Genomic DNA, 23372 nt, shown 5'->3' with positions numbered 1-23372 from the left:
TATTTCAAGCTTTGATTGCGGTTTTGCGACTGCGGCGCTTCAGCGCGCCGCGCCGGCATGCCAAGTAATCAGCGCGCCGAGATCGGCTTCTTCACCGCCTTGAGCAGCGCGCGCTGGATGACCTCGTTGCCAGCGACGAGCGAACCCGCCTCGAGCATATCCTGGCCGCCATCCATGTCGGAGACGAAGCCACCGGCCTCGCGGATCAGCAGCAGGCCGGCGGCAATGTCCCAGGCCGACAGGCCGGTTTCCCAAAAGCCGTCCATGCGGCCGGCGGCGACATAAGCGAGATCGAGCGCGGCGGAACCCAGGCGGCGCACGCCCGAGACCTCGGCCATCACATTGCGCAACTCGACGAGGAAATTGCCGTGCTGGCCGCGGCCGAGATGCGGCACGCCGCAGCCGATGACGCAGTCGGTGAGCTTGCTGCGGCCGGCAACGCGCAGCCGGCGATCGTTCATGAAGGCGCCGCCGCCGCGCTCGGCGGTGTAGAGCTCATCCATTGCCGGATTGTAGATGACGGCGGCGACCAACTGGCCCTGTCGCTCCAGCGCGATCGAGATGGAAAAGATCGGAATGCCGTGCAGGAAATTGGTGGTGCCGTCGAGCGGGTCGACGATCCAACGGTGCTGGTCGTCGTCCCCTGCGATCATGCCGCGCTCTTCCATCAGGAAGGCATAGCCCGGCCGTGCCTTCGACAGTTCGGCAAACAGGATGTCCTCGGCCTTGTGGTCGGCTTGGCTGACATAGTCGCCCGGTCCCTTCATCGACACCTGCAGGTTCTGCACCTCGCCGAAGTCGCGCGACAGCGAGCGGCCGGCCTTCATGGCGGCCTGGACCATGACATTGAGAAGTGCGGAGCGTGCCATCGTATCTGTTCCTGCCTACGCGTCAGTCTGCGCGGCGTATGTAGGTGAGTTCGTTGGTGTCGACGACGATGCGTTCGCCGGCGCCGATGAATGGCGGCACCAGCACGCGGATGCCGTTTTCCAGCACCGCCGGCTTGTACGAGGACGCGGCCGTCTGGCCCTTCACCACCGGGTCGGCCTCGGTGATGGTCAGCGTCACCTGGTCGGGCAGCGAAATGCCGATCGGCCTGTCCTCATAGAGCTGGACCGTCACCATCATGCCGTCCTGCAGGAAGGCGGCGCGGTCGCCGACGAAATCCTTCGCCAGCTCGAGTTGCTCGTAGCTCTGCGTGTCCATGAACACCAGCGCGTCGTCCTGGGCGTAGAGGAAGGAAAAATCCTTCAGATCGAGCCGGATCTGCTCGACGGTCTCCGCCGAGCGGAAGCGCTCGTTGAGCTTGGTGCCGTTGATCAGGTTCTTCAGTTCGACCTGGTTGTACGCGCCGCCCTTGCCGGGCTTGACGGTGTTGGTCCTGACCGCCACCCAGAGGCCGCCATCGTGTTCGATGACATAGCCGGGACGGATTTCGTTGCCATTGATCTTGGCCATGATGAGATTGATCCGGGATGCTACCAACGGCTTGGCCGTTGGTATGGGGATGGTCGCTGGACAAGCGATTTCGGGCCCCCAAGACCACAAATCGGCAGGAGAGGCAAGGGATGCCAGATCGCCCGACAGCGGCTGGTAGCCTCAAACCTGGGCTGCAATGACTTTGCCGACGGCCTCGACGATGGCATCCGCAGCCTCAGTCAGCCGGTTGAGATGAGGCGAGCGAAGTGCGGCGACCTGTAAGGAAAGGTCGACATCTTCCGTGTTGACGAGCATGAGGCCGTCGGGAAGTCGGCGCCTTGCAAGACGCAACGGCATTAGCCCAAGGCCGTGCCCCCGACGGACCCATTCCATCTGCAAGGCCGGATCCTGTATCTCCGCCGCGATCTCGAAATAACGCCTTCCGCCGACCAGAACGGACGTGAGCTTCTGGCGCGCGTCGCAAGGTGCCGGACTAAGCACCCACGGCATGGGTGTCCGGCCACCGTCTTCCGGATCGGCGACGGTGGACGCAGCGATGACGCCAAGACGTTCAGTGCCAAGCGCTTCCGGACCTGGCATGTCCGACGATCGCAGAACAATCGTCACATCGAGCTCGCCGCGTTCGAATTGATCGATCAGTTCGGCGCTCCAGCCGGTCTTGAGCCGTAGCGACACTTTCGGGAATGCCGCCGCGGCGTTGGCGATGGCCCCCGCTATGTCGCGGTCCGAGAGGCCATGGGCGAGACCCAGGCGGAACAGTCCTTCCGGCTCGGTCTTTCCGGCGAAGGATTTCAGCGCTTCTACGGAAGCGATGATATCGCGGCCGCGCGCCAGCACTTCCAGCCCCGTCGGCGTCAGTCGCGGCGGCTTTTGCCGGCGGTCGAGCAGCGTCGTGCCAAGCATGTCCTCCAGCCGCTGGATTTGCCGGGTCACAGCCGGCTGCGTCAGCGGCAGGCGCCGGGCGACCTTCTGGATCGAGCCCTCCTCGGCAAACAGGGCGAGCGTGCGCAATTCCTCAAGCATAGTCAGAACGATGTTTTGCAAGCATAATCATTCTGAACATTATGAATTTGAAATCCACCGCCTGGCAAGCGATTTTCCTTTCAAACGGAAGGACAATGACAATGAAGGCAATCGAACTGCAGAGCCCAGGCGGCATCGACAATCTCATGATGGTCGAACGGCCAACGCCGGAACCCGGCCGTCAGGAGATGATCGTCCGCGTCAAGGCGACGGCGCTCAACTACCGCGATGTCGAGATCGCGCGCGGCAGCTATCACACGACATTCCCCTTGCCGCTGGTGCCGCTTTCCGACGGCGTCGGCGAGGTCGTTGCGGTTGGCTCCGAGGTCAGCCGCTTCAAGGTCGGCGACCGGGTCTGCGGCACGTTCTGGCAGCGATGGGTCGGCGGCAGCTTCGCCATGGCCGAACCCTCATACCAGCGCGGTGGCCCCATCGATGGGCTGCTAAGCGAATTCGCCCGGCTGGACGAACAGGCGGCGGTCATCGCCCCGGCGCAGCTCAGCGATGTCGAGGCGGCGACGTTGCCTTGCGCCGCGGTCACTGCCTGGCATGCGTTGTTCACCGAGGGCAAGCTCAAGCCAGGCGAAACCGTGCTCAGCCTCGGCACCGGCGGCGTGTCGCTGTTTGCCGTGCAGTTGGCAAGGGCGGCCGGCGCGCGCGTCATTGTTACGTCGAGCAGCGATGAGAAGCTTGCCCGGGCGAAGGGGCTTGGCGCGCATCACGGCATCAACTACCGCGACAATCCGGACTGGTCGTCGGCCGTGCTGGCGCTGACCGATGGCCGCGGCGCGGACCACATCATCGAAGTCGGTGGTCCCCAGAGTTTCGCGCAGTCGCTCAAGGCGTCGGCGCGCGGCGCCCAGATCAACGTCATCGGCTATCTCGGCGGCAGCGAAGGGGTGATCAATCCGCTCGACATCTTCCGACGCCAGGTGAAAGCACGCGGCATACCGGTCGGCTCGCGCGAGTCCTTCGAAGCGATGAACCGGGCGCTCGCCGTCAATCGGCTGCGGCCGGTGATCGACCGGGTCTTCCCATGGGCAGAGGCAGCGCAGGCCTTTCGCCATCTCGAACACGGCTCTCCCTTCGGCAAGGTCGTGCTGGATCATACACAGTGACGTTGCGTGTCAGGGCAGGCGGTTGGCCTTCTGCAAGGCTTGCTTTGTCTGATCGTCGGTCAGCCCTTGCAGGAAATCGTCCATCTCCGGATCGATAAGGCCGGCGCGGCGGGCGACCACATACCAGGCCCCGGCCAGGATCAGGTCGGGGTCGGTTCCGATGCCGCCCATATAGAGCTTTGCCAACCGGTTCTGGGCAGCGACATTGCCGCCTTCAGCTGCCTGCTTCATCCAGTTGAAGCCGGATTTCAGGTCGCGAACACCGCCCCGGCCCTCGATCATCCAGGCGGCAAGATCGATCTGCGCGGTGTCGTAGTTCTGCCTGGCAGCCTGTGCCAGCAAGCTGCGGGCCTTTGCATCGTCGCGGGTTTTGCCGCCGACGCCATTGGCATAAACCTGCGCCATCGCATACTGGGCGTCGGCAAGCCCTGTCGCCGCGGCACGCTCATAATAAGGCACAGCCCTGGCGATGCCGGCATCGCCCGGATCCTGCTGCACGAGCAATTGCGCGAAGTTGAACTGCGCCAGCCGGTTGCCGGCCTCGGCGGCGGCCTGCATCAACGCATAAGCTCCCTTCTCGTCCTTCTTGACGTAGCGGCCGTCGAGCAGCATCAGCGCATACTGGAACTGCGATTCAGGAATCCCCTGCTCGGCGGCCTGCGCATACCATTTGGCGGCTTCCGCTGGGTTGAGCGGCACGCCCAACCCGCGCGACAGGATCTCGGCCACCAGCGTTTGCGCCGCCGGGTCGCCATTCTTGGCCCGCACCAGCGCCAGATTGTAGGCGGTCTTGTAAAGACCGCGCTGGAAAGCGCCATAGGCGGGGTCCGCCGGCTTGGCGCCGAAACGCTCTGGGTTGATCGCGTCGGCCGACGGCAGCGGCGCGGTTGTCGCGGGCTGCGGCAGCGGGGTGTCGATCGGCTTTTCGATATGGACGCCGGAATCCGTGGCACCGGCTTTCGGGGCACCCGTATCGGGGGCGACCGCATCCGGCACGCTGAGGGCGGGCGCGCTGGTGTCCGGCCTCGGCTGCGGCAGCGGAACGGTTTCCGCCGCGATCGCTGCCCCGCTCATCAAGGCCGCAACGAGAACCGCCAGAGGAAGTCCAGGTCGGCGCACGTCAGCCCTCGAAGCGCGGCGCGGTTTGGTCGAGCAGCGCATTGGCGGCGGCAATCGCCGCCTTCGGATCGGCGCCTTCGGCCAAGACGGCGCTGGACAGCGCCACGAACTCGGCGCCAGTGGCGGCCACCGCTTCTACCGAAGCGATGGCGGAACCGGCCATGACGACGCAAGGGATCTCAATCACGTCCGCCCACCATTGCCCGAGCGACAGGTTGCGCGGATGCGGTTCCGGCTTGTTGTCGTAGCCGAAGCGGCCGAAGAAGATGTAGTCGGGCCTGGTTTCGCCGAGTTCCAGCGCGTCGTCGCGCGTCTTGGCGCCGCCGGCGCCGACCATCATCTTGCCCTGGAAGTGTTCGATGGTCTCGGCGAGCGCGTCCTTGGAAACCTCGACATGAATGCCGTCGGCCTGGACACGGCCGGCAATGCGGGTATCGCCGGCGATGATGACGGCGATGCCGGCCGCTTGCGCGGCCGGTACGATCTGTTCTGCGAAGGCCTGGAAGGCAGCCTCGTCCATGCCGTTCTCAGGCAGGATCAGGGAAGCGATATCACCGCCGTCGAAGGCAGCCGCAATGCGCTGCGCCGGAGCGTCCTTGGGTGCGATCAGCACGATGCGGCAGCGGTTGGGGGGTGTTGCGTCGTTCATGGCTTTCGATCCCGGGTTTCGCCTATGCCGGGCGAAGATGGTTGCATTGCGGCATAGAACAAAGCGCCCGCCTTGAACAGGCGGGCGGGGATCGATGAGATGGCTTTGGTTTACGATAGCCCGCAAGAAGACGCTCTGCCGCTCATTTGACGGCTTGCGGGCTTTCGACCGTTGGTTTGGCTTTCCACAAAGTCCAGCCGAGGTTCATGCCGGCGGCGGCGACCAGGATCGCGGCGGCGCCGACGAGCTGGGCCGGATGCAGCCGGTGGCCGAAAGCCATGACATCGACCAGGATCGCCACGACAGGATAGATGAAGGACAGCGACCCCTGCAGATGCGTCGGCAGTTTCTGGATGGCGGCGTACATCAATATGTACACCAGGCCCGTGTGAACGACGCCAAGCGTGGCCAGCATGGCCCAGCTCCAGGCATCTGCGGGCAAATGCGAGAGGTTGGCGAAGGGCGCCAGCATGACGACGCCGACGCAGACCTGGATCAGCGCGATCAGATGCGGCGGGGTGCCCTTGAGCTTCTTGGCGACGATTGCCGCGACAGCCCAGAAGAAGGCCGCTCCGAGCGCCATGACGATGCCGATGACATAATCTGTGCCGGTTATGCCGGAACCGACACCCGCATCGGGCCCTGTCTGCACGATCAGCAGCATGCCGGCGAAGGCGATGCCGAGCCAGGTCAGCTTGGCCAAGGTCAGCCGCTCGCCGAAGAACAGCGCGCCGAAGCCGACCAGCATGAAGGGCTGCGTGTTGTAGACCGCCGTGGCAATCGAGATCGAGGCGCGGGAGAAGGCGCTGAACAGCAACAGCCAGTTGATGACAATGGCCGCGCCGCCAAGAGCGGCGATGGCAACAATGCGCAGCGTCAGCCTGCCGCGCAGCAGCCCGAGTGCCGCGCAGGTGATCAGCAGCGCCACCGCGCCGAAGGCGCAGCGCCAGAACACCACGTCCATGACGGGCTGGCCCGACATGACGACAAACCAGCCGATCGTGCCGACGATCGTCATCGCCGCCGTCATCTCGATCGTGCCGCGTACCGTGTTGTCCATGACAATACCTCTATCTGTTGAGGCCATAATCTCATGCCGTCTTGAGGGTTTATATGCCCTATGAAAGGTGATAAGGGGACAACACCTTATTTAATAAGGCGCGCGCTGCCCTTTTGCGAGGAGATGAAAATGCTGGACGAGTTGGACAGAAAGCTTCTCGACATCCTGATCCTGGATTCGCGGACTTCGTTGAAGGATCTGGCGCAGCAGGTCGGGCTGTCGTCGCCGAGCGTCTCGGAACGGCTGCGGCGGCTCGAGGAACGCGGCGTCATCCGCGCCTTCACCATCGAGATCGACCCGGAGGCGCTGGGGTTTCCGCTGCAGGCGATCGTGCGGGTGCGGCCACTGCCGGGCAAGCTGCATATCGTCCAGAAGCTGATCGAGGAGATCCCGGAATTCGGCGAATGCGACAAGGTCACCGGCGACGACTGTTTCGTGGCCCGGCTCTACGTGCGCTCCATCGGCGAGCTCGACAAGCTTCTCGACCGCATCGCCGACAAGGCGGAGACCAGCACCGCCATCATCAAGGCGCAGCCAATCCGGCGCCGTCCGCCGCCACTGAATTAAGCTCCAGCTTGTAGCCGATGTGGCTGGCCTTGAAGCCGAGCCGGTCATAGAAGCGATGCGCGTCCTGGCGGCTCTTGTTGGTGGTTAGCTGGACAATCTTGCAGCCGCGTTCACGGCACTGTTCGATCGCCCATTCCAGCAGACGCTGTCCCAGCCGTTCGCCGCGGCGGTCTGCGACGACGCACAGCCTCGATCTGGCCGCGCAAGGCGCCCTGCAGCGACAGCCCGGCGAGATAGCTGATCTGCAACGTGCCGATGACGCGGCCGCTATCCGTCATCACGGCAAGAAACTGGTTGGGGTCGGCGTCGATGGCGGCAAAGGCGTCGCGATAGGCCTTGGCGAGTGGTTCGGTCGCATCCTCGCGGCTGCGGCCAAGCGGATCGTCGGCGAGCATGACTACGATGGCAGACAGGTCGGCCGCTTCGGCGCGGCGGATGTGGGTTTCCTCATTGTCAAAAACCTGGGGGTCAAAAACCTGGGGCCAAAACCTGATGCAGCGGGGACGGCGCCCTTATGCATCGGCGACGATCTTGCCGCAAATCCGGAACCGTCGCTTTACGCACAGTTGATCGACACGGCCGGCATTTTCCCGGTCGCGGCGCAAGGGTTTCTGGGCTATTGCAGGGCACCGTCTTCCCTCCAGCATTTCCAGCTCATGTCAGGTCTGCTCGCCGATCCGTGGTTTTATGCCGCCGCCATTCCGGCGGTGATACTTGTCGGGCTGTCGAAAGGCGGCTTCGGCGGCGCTGTCGGCTTCGTTGGCGTGCCTTTGATGGCGCTGGCCATGCCGCCGGTGCAGGCGGCGGCTATCCTGCTGCCGATCCTGTGCCTGATGGACATCGTTTCGGTGTGGACGTGGTGGGGTGTGTATGACAGAAAGATGCTGGTCGACATGATGCCGGGCGCGGTGATCGGCATTGGGCTCGGCTGGCTGACGGCAGCGCTCGTAACCGAAGAGATGGTGCGGCTGATCGTCGGCGCTGTCGCGCTGATCTTCGTGCTGCGCTGGCTCTATCTCCAGTTCCGCCACGGTTCCGACCATGCGGCGGCGGCCAACCGCATCGCCGCCGCCTTCTGGGGCACCGTCGCCGGCTTCACCAGCTTCGTCGCCCATGTCGGCGGGCCCCCCTTCCAGGTCTATGCGCTGCCGATCCGGCTCGATCCGAAGGTGCTGTCGGGGACATCGGCGATCTTCTTTGCCGCCACCAACGCGCTGAAGCTGATCCCCTACTTCGCGCTTGGCCAGTTCGACACCGCCAACCTGACGGCGTCGGCCGTGCTGATGCCGCTGGCGCCGCTGGCCACCATCGCCGGCGCCTGGCTGGTGCGGCGCATGCGGCCGGAGATTTTTTATCCCTTCACCTACGCGACCGTGGCCGTGGTCGCGGTCAAGCTGCTTTGGGACGGGATCGCCGGCCTGCTCTAAATCCCGCTCAGGCGGCTGCCGGTTTGGTTCGCGGGGCGCTCGCAAAGGTCAGCGATGCACCACCCATGACCACGACCGCCATTGCGCCGAGAGTGGCGATGTCGTGCGCGGTCGGCTTCAGCACCATGTCGGCGACGACGACGATCATGATGACGAAATCGAACTTGACGATCCGTATCATGCGGCGCCCAAACGCTATGGCAGCCGGGGTCATGCCGTCCGCGGCAAGCATTGTGGCAAGCTTTTCGAACGAAGGCTTCAGCACGAGGATACCGGTCAGAAACGCGGCGGCGTAGCCGCAAAGGCCGATGACGACCCAAAGGTCGGAGAAGCCGGTCCATAGCGAAGTCAGCACCAGGCCAGAAGCCAGGGTCGCGACGGACGCCGGCACGAACAGACGCAAGCCGAGTTTGTCCGTCGTTCTCAGCATGACCATCAGCGTCTCGTCGTCGCCGTCGCGATCGGCGAGTATCGAAACCAGCAGCATGGCGAAACCGCCGCCGAGCCAGAGGATCGCTGCCATGACATGCAGGAATTTGAAGAGAGAATACCAGTCCATTGCCGCTCCTTGTGCATCGTTCCGGGGGTAAACGCTGCTATCGCGCGTCTGCTTCCGAAGGAGGGCGGATTATCTCCGTACATGTATCCAGAAGATGCCGCGTGGGTGCCGGCTTGTTGCGGTGGCGCCGTCGCCGGATTTTACCGCAGCCCGCACAATACCCGGCATTTGCCGGATAGACGCCGTGTCGGCATTGGCTGGTTTCGCGGCATGATCCTGAAACCTGCGGGGACTAAGCCGCTCGCCACCGACGCTCCATTTTGGCCGCGCGCGGTCGGACCAAGTCTGCAGCAACCAACGAGGGTATCCCATGCAAGGCGTAGCACGAAATTTCTTCACCCCTGGCCGTCATCTATTCCCTGTGCGGCATGGCGCTCGGCCTGCATATGGCGATCTCCAATGACCATGGGCAGATGCCGACCCACGCGCACACCATGGTGGCGGGCTGGCTGATGTCGGCGGTGTTTGCTTTCTTCTACCACCTGTTTCCAGCGGTCGGGCAAAAGACGATTGCGGTCGTGCATTTCTGGCTGACGGCAATCTGCGGCATCGCACTGATGATCGGGCTTTACCTTGAACTTGCCGGCCATCCGGAGATCGAGCCGGTGCTGGCTTCCTCCTCGATGGGCTTTTATGCGGCAATGCTGCTGTTCGCCTTCATTTCCTTGCCGGCTGTGTGGAAGAAGGCATGAACAAGCCGACGATCAGGCTTAGGGGGCCGTTGTGCTGATACGGCACAGAAGGGCAGCGGTCGATCAAGAAATATCCGCGCCGTTAAGGGTTCATTAAGCTTTACAGGTGTTTACTATGTCCATCCAGTGATCTGGATTCTTACCGAGTGGTTGGAGCCACTTCGTTTGACGCCTCCCTGTTAAACTCCTGAGAGCCGCCTTATCCGCGGCTCTTTTTTTGTCTGCTTCTGGTCCGCTTGGCGCCCCTGCGCAGGCGTTAACCGTTTGTTAAACATGTGCTTGCCTTCACCGGCGGCGAAGCGCATTTTCAAGCTTCAGTCATCTAGGGTGCCGGCGTTACGGCGATGAAGCCGAATCAGCCGACGGGGCAGTGCAGGGGCGTATCGATGAACGAGCCTTCGAAGGGCAGCGCGAAAACCATCAAGCTGGCGGAACGCCGGGTTTTCTCCCAATCCTTCAAACCGCTCTACCAGGAAGGAATGGGCCTGGTTGAGCAAGCAGCGGAATATCTCGACGGCAAGGGCCGGGCCGAGGCCAAGAAGCTGTCCAGACTGGCGGCGACGCTCTATGCGGCCGAATCGATGCGGCTGACCACAAGGCTGATGCAGGTCGCCTCCTGGCTGCTTTTGCAGCGGGCGGCAAACTCCGGCGAGATGACCCGCGACCAGGTCGCTTCGGAAAAATCCAAGGTGCGTCTCGACACCGCCTCGGCGCATGACGAAGCGGTCGGCTGGGGCGAACTGCCGAAGGATTTCCTCGACCTCGTCACCCGCTCGCTGCGCCTGCAGGCGCTGGTGCGCCGCATGGACGAAGAGATCTATGGCGGCGCGTTTGCCGAGACGCCGGTAACAGGCCGCCGCGCCAATCCGGTTTCCGACCAGATCACGCTGCTGAATACGGCTTTCGCTCGAGGTTAAACGCTACCCGTTTCCGGTTTGTTCACATTTCCCTGACATCGCTGTGCGCCGGAGGTAGACTTCGCGCATGAGGGAAGCGATTCGCATTATCGGTATCGATCCGGGGCTGAGGCGCACCGGATGGGGCATCGTCGAGAGCCTCGGCAACTCGCTGCGCTTTATCAGTTCCGGCACTGTACGCTCCGACGACAAGGCGGCGCTGGCGACACGGCTCTGCCAATTGCATGACGGGCTGGCCGAGATCCTGCATGCGGCCATGCCGCAGGAAGCGGCCGTCGAGCAAACCTTCGTCAACAAGGATGCGGTGGCGACACTGAAGCTCGGCCAGGCGCGCGGCATAGCCATGCTGGTGCCGGCGCTCGCCGGCCTTGTCGTCGCCGAATATGCCCCCAATGCCGTCAAAAAGGCGGTGATCGGCGTTGGCCATGGCGATAAGAAGCAAATCCACATGATGGTAAAGGTGCTGTTGCCGAAAGCCGTTTTCGACACCGAACATGCCGCCGACGCGCTAGCTATCGCCATCTGCCACGCGCATCACCGGCAAAGCGTCGCCTACAGGATGGCGCTGGCATGAGGGATCACGCATGATCGGCAAATTGAAAGGCACGCTGGACGAGATCGAGGAGGATTTCTGCCTCGTCGATGTGCACGGCGTCGGCTATGTCGCCTATTGCTCGGCGCGCACGCTGGCCGCGCTGCCTTCGCCCGGCGAGGCGGTGGTGCTGTTCATCGAGACCTATGTGCGCGAGGACATGATCCGGCTTTACGGTTTCCAGTCGGTGCTTGAGCGCGAGTGGTTTCGGCTGTTGATGAGCAATGTGCAAGGTGTCGGCGCCAAGGTGGCGCTGGCCATCCTGTCGACGCTGGCGCCGGCAGACCTCGCCAATGCGATCGCGCTGCGCGACATCGCCATGGTCAGCCGCGCGCCCGGCGTCGGCAAGAAGGTGGCCGAGCGCATCGTCACCGAGTTGAAGAACAAGGCGCCGGCCTATGCCGGAACCGCCTCCGGCACCATCGGCCTTAAGCAGGAGCTCGGCGAAGGCGTGGCGCCGGCGCCGATTACCGACGCCGTCTCGGCGCTGGTCAATCTCGGCTATTCGCGCGACACAGCAGCCAATGCTGTCGCGGCGGCGCTGAAGACGGCCGGCGAGGACGCCGATGCCTCGAAGCTCATTCGTTTCGGGCTGAAGGAACTGGCGCGGTGAGTGATTGCTTGTCCGGTCCTTTGCCCTGTGCGAGGAAGGCCGCATGAGCCTTTCACCCCGCCTCATTGCCCCGGAAAAGCGCGGCGAGGATGCTGAGCAGACCTTGCGGCCGCAGACGCTCGCCGATTTCGTCGGCCAGGCCGCGGTGCGGGCCAATCTCAAAGTCTTCATCGAGGCCGCCAAGGGCCGCAGCGAGGCGCTTGACCATGTGCTGTTCGTCGGGCCGCCGGGGCTTGGCAAGACAACGCTGGCGCAGATCATGGCGCGCGAGCTCGGCGTCAATTTCCGCTCGACCTCCGGTCCGGTGATCGCCAAGGCCGGCGATCTCGCCGCACTTCTCACCAATCTCGAAGACCGCGATGTGCTGTTCATCGATGAGATCCACCGGCTCAATCCGGCAGTCGAGGAGATCCTTTACCCGGCGATGGAGGATTTCCAGCTCGACCTGATCATCGGCGAAGGTCCGGCGGCACGCTCGGTCAAGATCGATCTTGCCCGCTTCACGCTCGTTGCCGCCACGACCAGGCTCGGCCTTTTGACCAACCCGCTGCGCGATCGCTTCGGCATTCCGGTGCGGCTTAATTTCTATTCGGTCGAGGAACTGGAGCAGATCGTGCGCCGCGGCGCCCGTATCCTGCAAATGCCGCTCGGCGACGACGGCGCGCTGGAGATTGCGCGCCGCGCCCGCGGCACGCCGCGCATCGCCGGCCGACTGTTGCGCCGCGTGCGCGATTTCGCCTCCGTCGCCGGCGACGGCCACGTCGACAAGCAGATTGCCGACGAAGCTCTCACCCGGCTCGAGGTCGACGCGCTCGGCCTCGACGCGCTCGACCGCCGCTATCTCTCAATGATCGCGCGCAATTTCGGCGGCGGACCGGTCGGCATCGAAACCATCGCCGCCGGCCTCTCCGAGCCGCGCGACGCCATCGAGGACATTATCGAGCCCTATCTGATCCAGCAGGGTTTCATCCAACGGACGCCACGCGGCCGCGTGCTGACCGCCAACGCCTGGCGCCATCTCGGCCTCGACGCGCCAAAGGATCTGGCACAGCAGCAGATCAACCTGTTCCAGGAAGAGTAACGGACATTTGTTCTTCGGAACGGATTCTGTGCAGAATCTCCTCAAACCTGCCAGCGTGAAGGCGCATTCCTCGATTGTATCGGGCGTCGCAATGTCGGCGCGAACTGCTCCGATCAAGGTCGGAGCCAGAAAAGTGATCACCAGACGCGGGTTCCTGAAATTCGCCGGAGGTTCGTTCCTCTCGCTAGCTTCGCTCAGTGCTTATGCGGTCGGCATCGAACCGATGCTGCTGACCCATGTGAAGCGCTACCGGCTGACGCCGCCGCACTGGCCGGCAGGTCTGAAGCTGCGCGTCGTAGCACTTGCCGATATTCACGCCTGCCGCCCCTGGATGACGCCTGAGCGGATCGCTTCGCTCGTCGAGGGTGCGAACGTGCTGCAGCCCGATCTGATCGTACTGCTCGGCGACTATATCTCAGGCATGTCCCTGGTGACGAACCGGGTGGAGGCCCATGAATGGGCGCCGGCCTTGTCAGGACTGAAGGCGCCGCTTGGTGTCCTGTCGATCCTCGGCAATCACGACTGGTGGCACGATCCTTTCGCGCAGCAGGCCGGAGCGGGGCCGACTGTGGCGCGCAAGGCATTGGAGGAAGCCGGCATCTCGGTTCTGGAGAACGACGCTGTGCGTCTGGAAAAGAATGGATACGGCTTCTGGATCGCCGGACTCGCCGACCAGCTGGCACTGTTACCGAACAAGGCCGCAGGCCGCGACAGATTTGAAGGCCTGGACGATCTCGACGGCACGCTGGCCAAGATCACCGACCAGGCACCGATCATCCTGCTTGCGCATGAGCCTGACATTTTCCCGAAAGTGCCGTGGCGGGTTTCGCTGACGCTGTCGGGCCACACACATGGCGGGCAGGTCAGGCTGTTCGGCTATTCACCGGTGGTGCCGTCCCGCTTCGGCAACCGCTTTGCCTATGGCCATGTCGTCGAGAATGACCGCAATTTGATCGTGTCAGGCGGACTCGGCTTCAGCATCGCGCCGGTGCGCTTTGGCATGCGGCCGGAGATCCTGCAGATCGACCTCGGTTAGGGCATGCCGGTATTCAGGTGATGCCGGCCTGCAAATGAGGTGTTCCTGCGCTTCCGGTAGTCACGGACCAAAGTCCGCTCCGTTCCGGTTTTCGGACCCCTCATTTTCGACTCGGCCTGACCTGAATCTCGACATGCCCTAGGGCTAATGGAGCGAGCGGATCGCATCCATCACGGCGGGTTCGGCCTTTTCGCCGTTGAAAGCGTCGACGATGCCGAAGGCGCCGCCAAAACTCCACACCGACCATGAGAAGCCATGCGCCTCGGCGCGCGCGATCATGTCCTTGACATAGGCCGCGCGGTATTTGGGCGGCATCACATAGGGATTGCCATATTCCTGGCGGATCATGCCGAACTCGCCCAGCGTGATGTTTTCCGGCTTGATGGCGTTGGCCTTCGCCCAGGCCTCGACCTTTTCGAACGGCGCATCCATGACGCCGAGCAGCTTTTCGTCCGTGTCCATGCTGGCGACTTGTTCATCGAGATAGGCGAGCAGGCCGTTCCGTCTGGTCCGTGGCGCCTCGGCTTTTATCTTGGCGCGGATCGCATCCAGCGTCGCATCGAGCTCGGCGCGCGGCACCGCGGTCAGCGGATAGGGCAGGCCGGTAACATAGAGAATGAAATCGCCGGCCCAGGTCGCGCCCTGATGCGTCAGCAGGAACGGGTCGTAGGAGTGGAAGGTCCAGATGATGTTGTCGTCGGGGATCGACTTTGGGTCGATCCTGACCAGCGAAGCCGCACTGGAATAACAGGCGCCGGTCAGGATCAGCGTCAGCCTGGTGGCCGAGGCGCGCGCGGCCGCGAACAGCTTTTGCTGACGCTCCGGCCACAGGCTGGTGCCCTCGCTGTCGCAGTCGACGATAGGCTCGTTCATCGGCTCGAAAGCGACCTGCGCCGGGTCCTCAGTGGCAAGCGTGCGCGCCATTTTGCGGACGACCTCGACATAGGCGTCGAAGGTTGCGGGATCGTCCATCACCTGGCCCATGCCGATCTCGCGGCCGCCGCCGGCCGGGATCAGGTGCATGTCGACGATCACTTTCAGACCGGCCCGGTTGATCATGCGCGCCGAGTCCCGCACGCTGGCATAAAGGTCGTCACGCAGCGCCAGTGTCTGATCCGACATAAACGGCGAGGGATCGACCGGCATGCGCAGAAAGTCGAAACCGGCGGCCTTCAGCGCCTTGAGGTCATCCTCGTTCAGGAACTTGCGCCATTCCGGATAGGGCAGGATGGCTTGTCGGTCGTTCCATTTGTCTTCCCCGACCCAGGTCGTCCACTGGTCGAGGTTGAGGCCGCGCTTCATCGAAAAGCTCGCGGCCTGACCGGGAAGCGCAGACGACGCCAGCACCAGCAGCGCTGCCATCACGGTCTTGATCATCGCCGTCAACAGTGCCATCGGTTTGCTGCGCTGGTGATTTCGGCAAGACAGGTGCCCCGCCGGGGGCAAAAAGGAAAGCGCGATGGACGATCATGGTGAATCGGCGGCGCTTGCTGCCTGGCTTTCCGGAGCCTTGACGGAATTCGGCCATCGGCTGATGGCGCGGGTCTACTATGCCGACACCGACTTCTCCGGCGTCGTCTACCACGCGCGCTATCTCGAATTCTTCGAGCGCGGCCGCTCGGACTATCTCAGGCTGGCGGGCGTCCACCACACAGAACTTCACGAAGGCAAGCACGGCGAACGGATCGTCTGGGTGGTGCGGCGGATGGAGATAGATTTCCGCTCGCCTGCCCGCATGGACGACATCCTGACCATCGACACATCAACGCAGGATATTTCCGGCGCCCGCATCGTCATGGCGCAGCAATTGAAACGCGGGACAGAGGTTCTGGTCGAAGCAAAGGTCGAGGCGGCGATCATCGGCGAGAACGGCCGGCCGAAGCGCTTTCCGAAAGAATGGATCGCGGCCTTTCTACCAGGAGCAAGCTGATATCCAGGCCTGCCGGCCGGCAACGAGCGGCCAATCGGCAGCGCATTCGATTGTGGATGGATGGCCCGCGTCGTGCCTTGGCGCGGCAATGCGCCGCGCCATATTTCCTAACCCATCCTTAACCATAACGGTTCATGAAGAGATCGGTGAAGATTGGAAGAATCCGCGCGCCTTCCTTTCACCAATATTTGCCCTGAAAAGGCCGCCAACGGTGCATTTTGGGGTTAATCCGGAAGCCAAGCGCGAACGGACCACAAGGGATGCCCATGGGCCAGCCGCCAGCGATGCCCGGAAAATCTTAAGGACTGAAGCATGGAAACTACCGCACTCGCCGATCCGGCAGCGCAATTGTCGATTTGGGCGCTGTTCACACAGGCCAGCTGGGTGGTCAAGCTGGTCATGATCGGTCTGCTCTGCGCCTCGGTCTGGACCTGGGCGATCATCGTCGACAAGCTGGTCAGCTATGCCCGCATGCGTCTGTCGCTCAATCGCTTCGAACAGGTGTTCTGGTCGGGGCAGTCGCTGGAAGAGCTCTATCGCACGCTTGCCGACCGCAAGACCACGGGCATGGGTGCGATCTTCGTTGCGGCCATGCGCGAATGGAAGAAGAGCTTCGAGAAGGGGGCCAAATCGCCGCTCGGCCTGCAGACCCGCATCGACAAGGCGATGGACCTGGCGTTGACGCGCGAGATGGAGAAGCTGGAGGGCCGTCTCGGCTTTCTCGCCACCACTGGTTCGGCCGCACCCTTCATCGGCCTGTTCGGCACCGTCATCGGCATCATGACCTCGTTCCAGGCGATTGCCGGTTCGAAGAACACCAGTCTCGCGGTTGTTGCACCCGGCATTGCCGAAGCGCTGCTGGCGACGGCCATCGGTCTTCTCGCCGCCATACCGGCGGTTATCGCCTACAACAAGCTGTCATCCGACGCGAACAAGATCGCGGTGCGGATGGAAGGGTTCTCGGATGAGTTCTCCGCCATACTCTCGCGCCAAATCGATGAAAAAGTAGCGCCTAAGGGCTGAGGTAAGAAGATGGGTATGTCGGTTGGCATGGCAGGACGCGGCGGGCGCGGACACAGGCGGCGCGGCCGCCACCATGCATTGATGTCGGAAATCAACGTCACGCCGATGGTCGACGTGATGCTGGTGCTCTTGATTATCTTCATGGTCGCCGCACCTATGTTGACGGTCGGAGTGCCGGTCGACCTGCCGGAGACGAAGGCCAAGGCTATGAACGCCGACACCCAGCCGATCACCGTTTCGATCGACGCGGCCGGCAAGATTTTCCTGCAGGAGACCGAAATCCCAAGGGAAGAGCTGGTCGCCAAACTGCAGGCGATTTCCAAGACCGGCTACGAAGAGCGCATCTTCATCCGCGGCGACAAGGCGACCAACTATGGCGCCGCGATGGAGGTGATGGCCCTCATCCAGGCCGCCGGCTACAAGAATATCGGCCTGATTTCACTGCAGCAACAGGATCAGTAGACGCACGATGAAGACCGGCCTCACCACATCGGTGATACTGCATACGGTGGCACTGGCTTTCGGCCTGTTCACCCTGTCGGCGCCGGCCGCGCTGCCGTCCACGGATGTCGAGTCGATAGCGGTCGACATCGTTCCCATGGAAGCCATTGCGCAGACGCTGCAGGGCGACAAGAAGGCGGTGATGCACGAAAAGCCGGCGCCGATGCCGACCAAGCGTCCCGACATCGTGCCAGATGCACAGAAAATCGGCGAGAACAGCGTTGATACCGACAAGCCGGTGACGGACGAGCCCAAGCCGAAGCTGGTGGAGAAAACAGCGACGGCTGCTCCGGCGCCGACCCCGACCGAAAAGCCGAAGACCGAGGACACGCCGAAGCCAAAGGAAGCGCCGAAGCCGACACCTGCGACGGAGGTGGCGCCGGAGCCGCAGCCGAAGGAAGAGGTCAAGCCCGAGCCGGTGAAGCAGGTTGAACCGAAGCCGACCCCGGTGAAGGAGCCTGCACCAACACCGCAGCCGGACACGACCGCCGCCATAGAGCCGAAGCCACGCGTGAAGCCCGATGCGGTCGCCGAAGCCATATCGGATCAGCAGCCTCTGGAAGAAGCGCAGCTTCCGACTTCCGCTCCTGCTCCCGAAGCACGGCCGAAGCCGCAGCCGGCGCAGGCCGAAAGCGCGAAGGCACCGGACCGCAAGGACGCTGACAAGCCAGTCAAGGAAGCCTCGTCGAAGCCGAAGTCGGATGACAAGCAGTTCAATGAGGCTGACATCAAGGCTTTGCTCGACAAGCAGAAGCCATCCGGCGGCGGCGCCAAGCGCTCGACCCAACAGGCATCGCTAGGCGGCGACAAGGATCAAGGCCAGAAGCTGTCGAAGTCCGAGCAAGGGGCATTGGAAGAACAACTCGGTGGCTGCTGGACCCTCCCGGTTGGGCTTGAGGGTTCTGAGGATTTCACCGTGGTGATCCGTTTCAGCCTGGATGCCTCCGGCAAGCTGGAGGGCCGTCCGACCGTCGAGAAGTCCAGCGGCAACCCCCAGTTCGACAGCAGCGCGGTTCGCGCTGTGCAGAAATGCGATGTCGCCGGCCTGCAGGTGCCCGCCGGAAAGCATGACATTTGGTCCGACGTTCGCGTCAACTTCGATCCCAGAGCGATGCTTGGCCTGTAGCCTGAGCACCCAGAAATCAGCAAGAGAAGCGAGAAGACATGAAATCCATCCTCAAGCCGCTCCTGATGGTCGCCGCGATGGCGATGGGCATGAACGCCGTCGTCACCTTGCCTGCTCGAGCAACCCTCGAGCTCAACGTCAACAAAGGCAATGTCGAACCGATGCCGATCGCCATCCCAGATTTCCAGGGAGGGCTCGGCGCGCAGATTTCCGAGATCGTCACCGCCGACCTGAAGCGCTCCGGTCTCTTCGCACCGATAGACAAGAACGCCTTCATCGAGAAGATCGCCAATCCGGATGCGCAGCCCCGTTTCGACGACTGGAAGGTGATCAATGCGCAGGCGCTGGTCACCGGCAGCGTGAGCAAGGAGGCGGACGGCCGAATCCGCGCCCAGTACCGACTATGGGATATTTTTGGCAACCAGCAGATAGCCGGGGAGCAGTTTTTCGCCAACGACGCAAATCAACGCCGTGTCGCCCACATCATCGCCGATGCGATCTATGAGAAGCTCACCGGCGAGAAGGGCTATTTCGACACACGCGTCGTCTTCATCGACGAATCCGGCGCCAAGAATGCGCGTAAGAAGCGGCTCGCCATCATGGACCAGGACGGCGCCAATGTGCGCTATCTCTCCGATGGCCGCTCGATCGTGCTGACGCCGCGTTTCTCGCCGAATCGGCAGGAAATCACTTACATGTCCTATGAAAGCGGCCAGCCGCGGGTCTATCTGCTGCAGATCGAGACCGGACAGCGCGAACTGGTCGGCAACTTTCCCGGCATGACCTTTGCGCCGCGCTTCTCGCCCGACGGCCAGAAGGTGATCATGAGCCTGCTGCGCGATGACGGCAATTCCAACATCTTCGCCATGGACCTGCGAAGCCGCTCGACCACCCGGCTGACCAACTCGACCGCCATCGACACCTCGCCCTCTTATTCGCCCGACGGCAGCAAGGTGGTATTCACTTCCGATCGTGGCGGCCGTGCGCAGATTTATGTGATGGGCGCCGACGGCTCGGGCCAGACCCGCATTTCGTTCGGCGACGGCGTCTATTCGACGCCGGTGTGGGCGCCGCGCGGCGACCTCGTCGCCTTCACCAAGCAGACCGGCGGCGAATTCCAGATCGGCGTCATGAAGACCGACGGTTCGGGCGAGCGCATCCTCTCCTCGGGCTTCCAGCAGGAGGGACCGACCTGGGCGCCCAACGGCCGCGTGCTGATGTTCTTCCGCGACTCCGCCGGCGGCCCAAAACTGGTTTCCGTCGATCTCACCGGCCGCAACGAACAGTCGATCCCGACCGCGAATTTCGCGTCGGATCCCGCCTGGTCGCCGCTGCTGGAGTAGTTTCGGCCGAATTGCCACACCTGCTAAAAAGGGGCCCGTTTGGCCCCTTTTCCATTCATTAGTCGCGTTTCGGCCGCATTTCCGCCTAGGGTCCGCGCCAACTGTGACTGTGGATTTGAAGGTCGTGGACGGACGATCGAAACCAAACATTAACCGTATTTCTTGAATGCCGGTTAACCCAAACGTGGTTACTGGGTGATCAACGAAATCACTCGAAATACGATCACTCGAATACGAAGGAGAGGCGGCATGGGCCGTATCGCAGCACTTACCAGAAACCCGGCGATGATCGCCCTGATCGCGATGCTCGCCATCACCGGTTGCGCCTCGAAGAAAACCCCGAACAACGCTGCCGATCTCGGTCTCAATGGCGCGGGTGCCGCAACGCCGGGCTCGGCGCAGGACTTCACCGTCAACATTGGCGACCGCATCTTCTTTGACACGGACTCGACCGCGATCCGCGCCGATGCGCAGACGACGCTGTCGCGGCAGGCACAGTGGCTCAACCAGTACAAGCAGTACGCCATCGTCGTCGAAGGCCATGCTGACGAACGCGGCACACGTGAATACAATCTGGCTCTCGGCGCCCGCCGCGCCGCCGCCACCCGCGACTTCCTGGTCGCCAGGGGCGTTTCGGCGAGCCGCCTGAAGACCATTTCCTACGGCAAGGAACGTCCGGTCGCGGTCTGCGACGACATCTCCTGCTGGTCGCAGAATCGCCGCGCCGTCACCACGCTCTCCGGCGCCGGCTCCTGATGAGTAAGACGGCGGCCTTAGTCGCATAATTGCAACACCTCCATGCGAAAGGCGGCCTTGTGGCCGCCTTTTTTAGTTTCGGCCCCGGAAACAAACCCGGAAACAAAATTTGGCCGAAGTCTCGCCTCCTGCTAAGAGCCGAGGGCGTCGTGCCGGTCCCACTGTGATCGGAAGGCGCGAACAGGCTCACGATATTCACGGCGAGAGGCACATGCATTTCAGATCGGTCTTGAGCGGCACGCTTGCGCTGCTGCTCGTATCAGGCTTCGCGGCTTCCGCGAGCGGCACCGGACAACCCGCGGATAGCGGCTTTTCCTTCCATCTGCCGACGCTCGGCATTTTCGGCAAGAAGGAGAAGCCGGAGCAGCAACAGATCGCGCAGCAGCAGGACGGCACCGCCGCCGCGGGGCTGGAAGATCAGCTCCGGCAGATGAACGGCAAGCTCGAGGAACTCAACTTCCAGATCCTGCAGATGCAGGAGCAGATGCGCAAGCAGCAGGAAGACAACGAGTTCCGCTTCCAGCAGTTGGAAGGCGGCTCCAGCGGGCAGCCGCCGGCCCAGAAGAAATCGGAGGCCGCGCCGCAGGACGGTGGCGCGGGCACCGGCGTCGCCGAGGCCCCGGCAGACCAGGCGCCGGCCGATGCCGGCGCGCAGTCGGATGGCGGCCAGAGCGTCGGCGAGGTCATCGTCGAATCGCAGACCGGCGATCCCGGCAAGGTGATCAACGGCACGCCGCCCAAGACCTTCGGCACCATCACCGTCGACAAGAACGGCAATGTAATCGACGCCGGCGGCAACACGCAGGCAGCGGCGCCGGCGGAAGGTGCGGCTCCCGCCGCCGAGGCGCCGGCTGCCGGGGCTAAGACCGGCAAGTCGGACGGCACGGTGGTGGCGGCGCTGCCTGCCACCAACAACCCGGAAGAGATCTACCGCAACTCCTACCAGTTCATCCTGTCGGGCGACTACAGCACCGCCGAGCAGGGTTTTCGCGACCACATCGCCCGCTTCCCGAAGGACGCCAAGGCGGCGGACGCGCATTACTGGCTTGGCGAATCGCTGCTTGGCCAGCAGAAGTATCATGACGCTGCCGAGGTTTTCCTCTCCGCCAGCAAGGACTATCCGAAGGCCAAGAAGGCGCCTGACATGCTCCTGAAGCTTGGCGTGTCGCTGGTCGGCCTCAAGCAGAAGGATGTCGCCTGCGCCACCTTCGGCGAGATCGGCAAGCGCTATCCCGATATTTCGGCCGCGCTCAAGGAACGCGTCAAGCAGGAGAGGGCGCTGGCGGCGTGCTAGTCTTTGCCGTGTTGTCCCAGAACCGGGACCACTTTTGCGCGACATGCACTGATGCTCGATACCGAGCCTGACCTTTCGAATTTTTCGCAGATCGACTTTACCAACGGCGCGCTTGCGGCCGTGTCCGGCGGCAGCGACTCGACCGCCCTCCTTCTTCTCCTCAAGGCTCACCTCGACCGCAGCGCCCCGACAGCCCGGCTGCTGGCGGTGACGATCGACCACGGCCTGCGTCCGGAAGCAGCAGCCGAAGCGCGCAGCGTGGCAAAGCTTTGTGCCGAGCGCGGCATCGCGCACCTGACGCTCAACTGGTACGGCGCCAAGCCGTCGGCCGGCCTGCCCGCGGCGGCGCGCGAGGCGCGCTACCGGTTGCTGGCCGAGGCAGCGCAGGCGCAAGGCATTGGTGTGATCGTAACCGGCCACACCGCCGACGACCAGGCCGAGACCGTCCTGATGCGAGCCGCGCGGAATGACGGGCGAGAGCTTGCAGGCCGAGGTCTCGCCGGCATGGCGCCTGTCACCCTCTATGACTGGCGGATCTGGATCGCGCGGCCGCTGCTCGGCGCTCGGCGCGCGGCGTTGCGCGCCTTCCTGCAGCGCGAACATGTCGGCTGGGTCGAGGATCCGACCAACATCGACACGAATTTCGAACGCCCGCGCATCCGCGCCGTGCTCGGCGAAGACCGGAGCGGGCAGCGTTTTGCCGAAGCGATCGGCCTGGCCAGGCGGGCCGCCGGCGAGCGCGAACAACTCGGTCGCCGCGCCGCCGCCCTGATCGGTGAATTTGCCAGCCGGCCGGCGAGGGGTCTCATCCGTCTCGATCCCGGTCTTGCCGAAGCTGACGACACGCGAGCCTCGGTCTATGCGCTGCGTGTCCTGCTGGCGGCGACGGGCGGCACCGCCTTGTTGCCGGACCAGGCGCGCGGCGAAGCGCTGTTCGAGCAAATGCGGGCCGGTCGGCTTTGCGCCACATTGTCGCGGGCGGTCGTCGATATCAGGCGAAACGGCATCTTCCTGCGCCGTGAATCGCGCGACCTGCCGCGTTCCGCGTCGATAGCTGGCACTCTGCTTTGGGACGGTCGCCGGCGGATCACGCCAGACATCGAAGCCGGGGCGATCACATTGGGCGACAGTCCGGGTGCATGGTTGATCGCGCCGCTTGGCGCCGCTGCCGCCGCCAGAACGCCGATTGCCGGGGATGGCGCGCCGCCAAGCCTTGTGCGCGCCGCCCTGGCTGCGGAACCGGCGCTAAGGCGCGGCGGCGAATGCCTTGGTTTTGCAGGGGATGTAGCGGCGGCGGCGGCAATCGCCGTCAGTCCCGCCGTTGCGCCCTTTGCCCGTTTTCTGCCGTGCTTCGATCTGGTGTTGGCGCAGGCCGTGGCCGAGTTGATCGGCGCACCGCCTGTCCCGGCTTGCCCTTTGGCCGCCACAGTGCCGGTTGATCATGGCGCGAAAGCTTAACCCAGACGTGCTGTTATGCTTGGCAAGGGGGGGCGCTCTCCCTATGTT

At 63.5% G+C, this 23372-nt stretch carries 24 protein-coding genes and 2 pseudogenes; 17 read left to right on the top strand and 9 right to left on the bottom strand.

Translation table 11 applies throughout. From position 1 onward, the window contains the following. Positions 1 to 68: 68 nt before the first annotated feature. The 3 genes from NKI31_RS17750 to NKI31_RS17740 all read right to left on the bottom strand — a co-directional run bounded on the left by NKI31_RS17750 (position 69) and on the right by NKI31_RS17740 (position 2484). On the bottom strand, positions 69 to 869 hold the full coding sequence (locus NKI31_RS17750) for an inositol monophosphatase family protein (protein WP_352652211.1): 801 nt from the start codon (positions 867 to 869) through the stop codon (positions 69 to 71). Positions 870 to 891: 22 nt separating this feature from the next. Further along, complete coding sequence (efp, locus tag NKI31_RS17745; protein ID WP_352652210.1) at positions 892 to 1458, bottom strand: elongation factor P; 567 nt, start codon at positions 1456 to 1458, stop codon at positions 892 to 894. A gap of 141 nt (positions 1459 to 1599) precedes the next feature. Then, on the bottom strand, positions 1600 to 2484 hold the full coding sequence (locus tag NKI31_RS17740; protein ID WP_352652209.1) for a LysR family transcriptional regulator: 885 nt from the start codon (positions 2482 to 2484) through the stop codon (positions 1600 to 1602). An 80-nt stretch (positions 2485 to 2564) separates the two neighbouring features. Between NKI31_RS17740 and NKI31_RS17735 the strand changes: the two genes are divergently transcribed. Beyond that, positions 2565 to 3581 (top strand): zinc-dependent alcohol dehydrogenase family protein, encoded by a 1017-nt coding sequence (locus NKI31_RS17735; RefSeq protein ID WP_023742241.1) that lies wholly within the window; start codon positions 2565 to 2567, stop codon positions 3579 to 3581. Positions 3582 to 3590: 9 nt separating this feature from the next. On the opposite strand, the gene NKI31_RS17730 is transcribed toward NKI31_RS17735, so the two are convergent. The 3 genes from NKI31_RS17730 to NKI31_RS17720 form a co-directional block, all read right to left on the bottom strand. Then, positions 3591 to 4655 carry a tetratricopeptide repeat protein gene (locus NKI31_RS17730; RefSeq protein ID WP_196814895.1) on the bottom strand — a complete coding sequence of 355 codons (1065 nt, stop codon included), beginning with the start codon at positions 4653 to 4655 and terminating at the stop codon, positions 3591 to 3593. 46 nt (positions 4656 to 4701) lie between these two features. Continuing rightward, entirely contained in the window at positions 4702 to 5349 is a 648-nt protein-coding gene (locus NKI31_RS17725) for a thiamine phosphate synthase (protein WP_023684171.1), read from the bottom strand. A gap of 142 nt (positions 5350 to 5491) precedes the next feature. Next, positions 5492 to 6409 carry a DMT family transporter gene (locus tag NKI31_RS17720; RefSeq protein ID WP_023684172.1) on the bottom strand — a complete coding sequence of 306 codons (918 nt, stop codon included), beginning with the start codon at positions 6407 to 6409 and terminating at the stop codon, positions 5492 to 5494. A gap of 129 nt (positions 6410 to 6538) precedes the next feature. Between NKI31_RS17720 and NKI31_RS17715 the strand changes: the two genes are divergently transcribed. Continuing rightward, a complete protein-coding gene (locus NKI31_RS17715) occupies positions 6539 to 6976 on the top strand; it encodes an Lrp/AsnC family transcriptional regulator (RefSeq protein ID WP_023704892.1) in 438 nt (145 codons plus the stop codon). On the opposite strand, the pseudogene NKI31_RS17710 reads toward NKI31_RS17715, so the two are convergent. Further along, positions 6933 to 7371 (bottom strand): annotated as a pseudogene (locus tag NKI31_RS17710) (GNAT family N-acetyltransferase). The gene NKI31_RS17715 and the pseudogene NKI31_RS17710 overlap by 44 nt on opposite strands. A 261-nt stretch (positions 7372 to 7632) precedes the next feature. Between NKI31_RS17710 and NKI31_RS17705 the strand changes: the two are divergent. Beyond that, complete coding sequence (locus NKI31_RS17705) at positions 7633 to 8403, top strand: sulfite exporter TauE/SafE family protein (protein ID WP_023818209.1); 771 nt, start codon at positions 7633 to 7635, stop codon at positions 8401 to 8403. 7 nt (positions 8404 to 8410) lie between these two features. Here the strand turns inward: NKI31_RS17705 and NKI31_RS17700 are convergent, their stop codons facing one another. Then, positions 8411 to 8962, bottom strand: a complete 552-nt coding sequence (locus NKI31_RS17700) for a DUF2269 family protein (protein WP_352652208.1) — start codon at positions 8960 to 8962, stop codon at positions 8411 to 8413. Between the two features lie 310 nt (positions 8963 to 9272). On the opposite strand from NKI31_RS17700, the pseudogene NKI31_RS17695 reads away from it, so the two are divergent. From NKI31_RS17695 to NKI31_RS17670, 6 genes and pseudogenes are all read left to right on the top strand, one after another. Next, positions 9273 to 9654: pseudogene (locus NKI31_RS17695) on the top strand (hypothetical protein). A 386-nt stretch (positions 9655 to 10040) separates the two neighbouring features. Then, entirely contained in the window at positions 10041 to 10571 is a 531-nt protein-coding gene (gene rcdA / locus NKI31_RS17690) for a protease adaptor protein RcdA (RefSeq protein ID WP_023688956.1), read from the top strand. A 67-nt stretch (positions 10572 to 10638) separates the two neighbouring features. Further along, positions 10639 to 11145, top strand: coding sequence for a crossover junction endodeoxyribonuclease RuvC (ruvC, locus tag NKI31_RS17685; RefSeq protein WP_023688957.1), 507 nt, complete (start codon positions 10639 to 10641; stop codon positions 11143 to 11145). Between the two features lie 10 nt (positions 11146 to 11155). After that, entirely contained in the window at positions 11156 to 11776 is a 621-nt protein-coding gene (ruvA, locus tag NKI31_RS17680; RefSeq protein WP_023668770.1) for a Holliday junction branch migration protein RuvA, read from the top strand. Between the two features lie 43 nt (positions 11777 to 11819). Continuing rightward, a complete protein-coding gene (gene ruvB, locus NKI31_RS17675) occupies positions 11820 to 12857 on the top strand; it encodes a Holliday junction branch migration DNA helicase RuvB (protein ID WP_023700287.1) in 1038 nt (345 codons plus the stop codon). Positions 12858 to 12990: 133 nt separating this feature from the next. Further along, complete coding sequence (locus NKI31_RS17670) at positions 12991 to 13893, top strand: metallophosphoesterase (protein WP_352444882.1); 903 nt, start codon at positions 12991 to 12993, stop codon at positions 13891 to 13893. Positions 13894 to 14037: 144 nt separating this feature from the next. Here the strand turns inward: NKI31_RS17670 and NKI31_RS17665 are convergent, their stop codons facing one another. Beyond that, entirely contained in the window at positions 14038 to 15288 is a 1251-nt protein-coding gene (locus NKI31_RS17665; RefSeq protein WP_352652207.1) for a glycoside hydrolase family 5 protein, read from the bottom strand. Between the two features lie 64 nt (positions 15289 to 15352). Here NKI31_RS17665 and ybgC point away from each other — a divergent pair, with 64 nt between their 5' ends. The 8 genes from ybgC to tilS all read left to right on the top strand — a co-directional run bounded on the left by ybgC (position 15353) and on the right by tilS (position 23324). Further along, a complete protein-coding gene (gene ybgC, locus NKI31_RS17660) occupies positions 15353 to 15823 on the top strand; it encodes a tol-pal system-associated acyl-CoA thioesterase (protein ID WP_352444886.1) in 471 nt (156 codons plus the stop codon). 312 nt (positions 15824 to 16135) lie between these two features. Beyond that, complete coding sequence (gene tolQ, locus NKI31_RS17655; protein WP_023673844.1) at positions 16136 to 16846, top strand: protein TolQ; 711 nt, start codon at positions 16136 to 16138, stop codon at positions 16844 to 16846. 9 nt (positions 16847 to 16855) lie between these two features. Next, positions 16856 to 17308: a protein TolR gene (gene tolR, locus NKI31_RS17650; protein WP_023673843.1), complete on the top strand. Its 453-nt coding sequence runs from the start codon at positions 16856 to 16858 to the stop codon at positions 17306 to 17308. 7 nt (positions 17309 to 17315) lie between these two features. Further along, positions 17316 to 18473 (top strand): cell envelope integrity protein TolA, encoded by a 1158-nt coding sequence (tolA, locus tag NKI31_RS17645; RefSeq protein ID WP_023684181.1) that lies wholly within the window; start codon positions 17316 to 17318, stop codon positions 18471 to 18473. A 38-nt stretch (positions 18474 to 18511) separates the two neighbouring features. Next, entirely contained in the window at positions 18512 to 19816 is a 1305-nt protein-coding gene (gene tolB, locus NKI31_RS17640) for a Tol-Pal system beta propeller repeat protein TolB (RefSeq protein WP_352560891.1), read from the top strand. Between the two features lie 249 nt (positions 19817 to 20065). Then, positions 20066 to 20572: a peptidoglycan-associated lipoprotein Pal gene (gene pal / locus NKI31_RS17635; protein ID WP_023684182.1), complete on the top strand. Its 507-nt coding sequence runs from the start codon at positions 20066 to 20068 to the stop codon at positions 20570 to 20572. A gap of 211 nt (positions 20573 to 20783) precedes the next feature. Next, a complete protein-coding gene (ybgF, locus tag NKI31_RS17630) occupies positions 20784 to 21866 on the top strand; it encodes a tol-pal system protein YbgF (RefSeq protein WP_023733018.1) in 1083 nt (360 codons plus the stop codon). 51 nt (positions 21867 to 21917) lie between these two features. Then, complete coding sequence (gene tilS / locus NKI31_RS17625; protein ID WP_352652206.1) at positions 21918 to 23324, top strand: tRNA lysidine(34) synthetase TilS; 1407 nt, start codon at positions 21918 to 21920, stop codon at positions 23322 to 23324. Positions 23325 to 23372 lie beyond the last annotated feature (48 nt).

Source organism: Mesorhizobium sp. M0659, assembly GCF_040320605.1.
Taxonomy (GTDB): domain Bacteria; phylum Pseudomonadota; class Alphaproteobacteria; order Rhizobiales; family Rhizobiaceae; genus Mesorhizobium.
Note: the sequence above shows the minus strand (reverse complement) of the source record. Positions and strands in the feature narration are given on the sequence as shown.

Bases quoted from the DNA above. Each gene is read 5' to 3' on its own strand.
- NKI31_RS17750 (WP_352652211.1), bottom strand. From the start codon at position 869: ATGGCACGCTCCGCACTTCTCAATGTCATGGTCCAGGCCGCCATGAAG.
- efp (WP_352652210.1), bottom strand. From the start codon at position 1,458: ATGGCCAAGATCAATGGCAACGAAATCCGTCCCGGCTATGTCATCGAA.
- NKI31_RS17735 (WP_023742241.1), top strand. From the start codon at position 2,565: ATGAAGGCAATCGAACTGCAGAGCCCAGGCGGCATCGACAATCTCATG.
- NKI31_RS17730 (WP_196814895.1), bottom strand. From the start codon at position 4,655: ATGAGCGGGGCAGCGATCGCGGCGGAAACCGTTCCGCTGCCGCAGCCG.
- NKI31_RS17725 (WP_023684171.1), bottom strand. From the start codon at position 5,349: ATGAACGACGCAACACCCCCCAACCGCTGCCGCATCGTGCTGATCGCA.
- NKI31_RS17720 (WP_023684172.1), bottom strand. From the start codon at position 6,409: ATGGACAACACGGTACGCGGCACGATCGAGATGACGGCGGCGATGACG.
- NKI31_RS17715 (WP_023704892.1), top strand. From the start codon at position 6,539: ATGCTGGACGAGTTGGACAGAAAGCTTCTCGACATCCTGATCCTGGAT.
- NKI31_RS17705 (WP_023818209.1), top strand. From the start codon at position 7,633: ATGTCAGGTCTGCTCGCCGATCCGTGGTTTTATGCCGCCGCCATTCCG.
- NKI31_RS17700 (WP_352652208.1), bottom strand. From the start codon at position 8,962: ATGGACTGGTATTCTCTCTTCAAATTCCTGCATGTCATGGCAGCGATC.
- rcdA (WP_023688956.1), top strand. From the start codon at position 10,041: ATGAACGAGCCTTCGAAGGGCAGCGCGAAAACCATCAAGCTGGCGGAA.
- ruvC (WP_023688957.1), top strand. From the start codon at position 10,639: ATGAGGGAAGCGATTCGCATTATCGGTATCGATCCGGGGCTGAGGCGC.
- ruvA (WP_023668770.1), top strand. From the start codon at position 11,156: ATGATCGGCAAATTGAAAGGCACGCTGGACGAGATCGAGGAGGATTTC.
- ruvB (WP_023700287.1), top strand. From the start codon at position 11,820: ATGAGCCTTTCACCCCGCCTCATTGCCCCGGAAAAGCGCGGCGAGGAT.
- NKI31_RS17665 (WP_352652207.1), bottom strand. From the start codon at position 15,288: ATGGCACTGTTGACGGCGATGATCAAGACCGTGATGGCAGCGCTGCTG.
- ybgC (WP_352444886.1), top strand. From the start codon at position 15,353: ATGGACGATCATGGTGAATCGGCGGCGCTTGCTGCCTGGCTTTCCGGA.
- tolQ (WP_023673844.1), top strand. From the start codon at position 16,136: ATGGAAACTACCGCACTCGCCGATCCGGCAGCGCAATTGTCGATTTGG.
- tolR (WP_023673843.1), top strand. From the start codon at position 16,856: ATGGGTATGTCGGTTGGCATGGCAGGACGCGGCGGGCGCGGACACAGG.
- tolA (WP_023684181.1), top strand. From the start codon at position 17,316: ATGAAGACCGGCCTCACCACATCGGTGATACTGCATACGGTGGCACTG.
- tolB (WP_352560891.1), top strand. From the start codon at position 18,512: ATGAAATCCATCCTCAAGCCGCTCCTGATGGTCGCCGCGATGGCGATG.
- pal (WP_023684182.1), top strand. From the start codon at position 20,066: ATGGGCCGTATCGCAGCACTTACCAGAAACCCGGCGATGATCGCCCTG.
- ybgF (WP_023733018.1), top strand. From the start codon at position 20,784: ATGCATTTCAGATCGGTCTTGAGCGGCACGCTTGCGCTGCTGCTCGTA.
- tilS (WP_352652206.1), top strand. From the start codon at position 21,918: ATGCTCGATACCGAGCCTGACCTTTCGAATTTTTCGCAGATCGACTTT.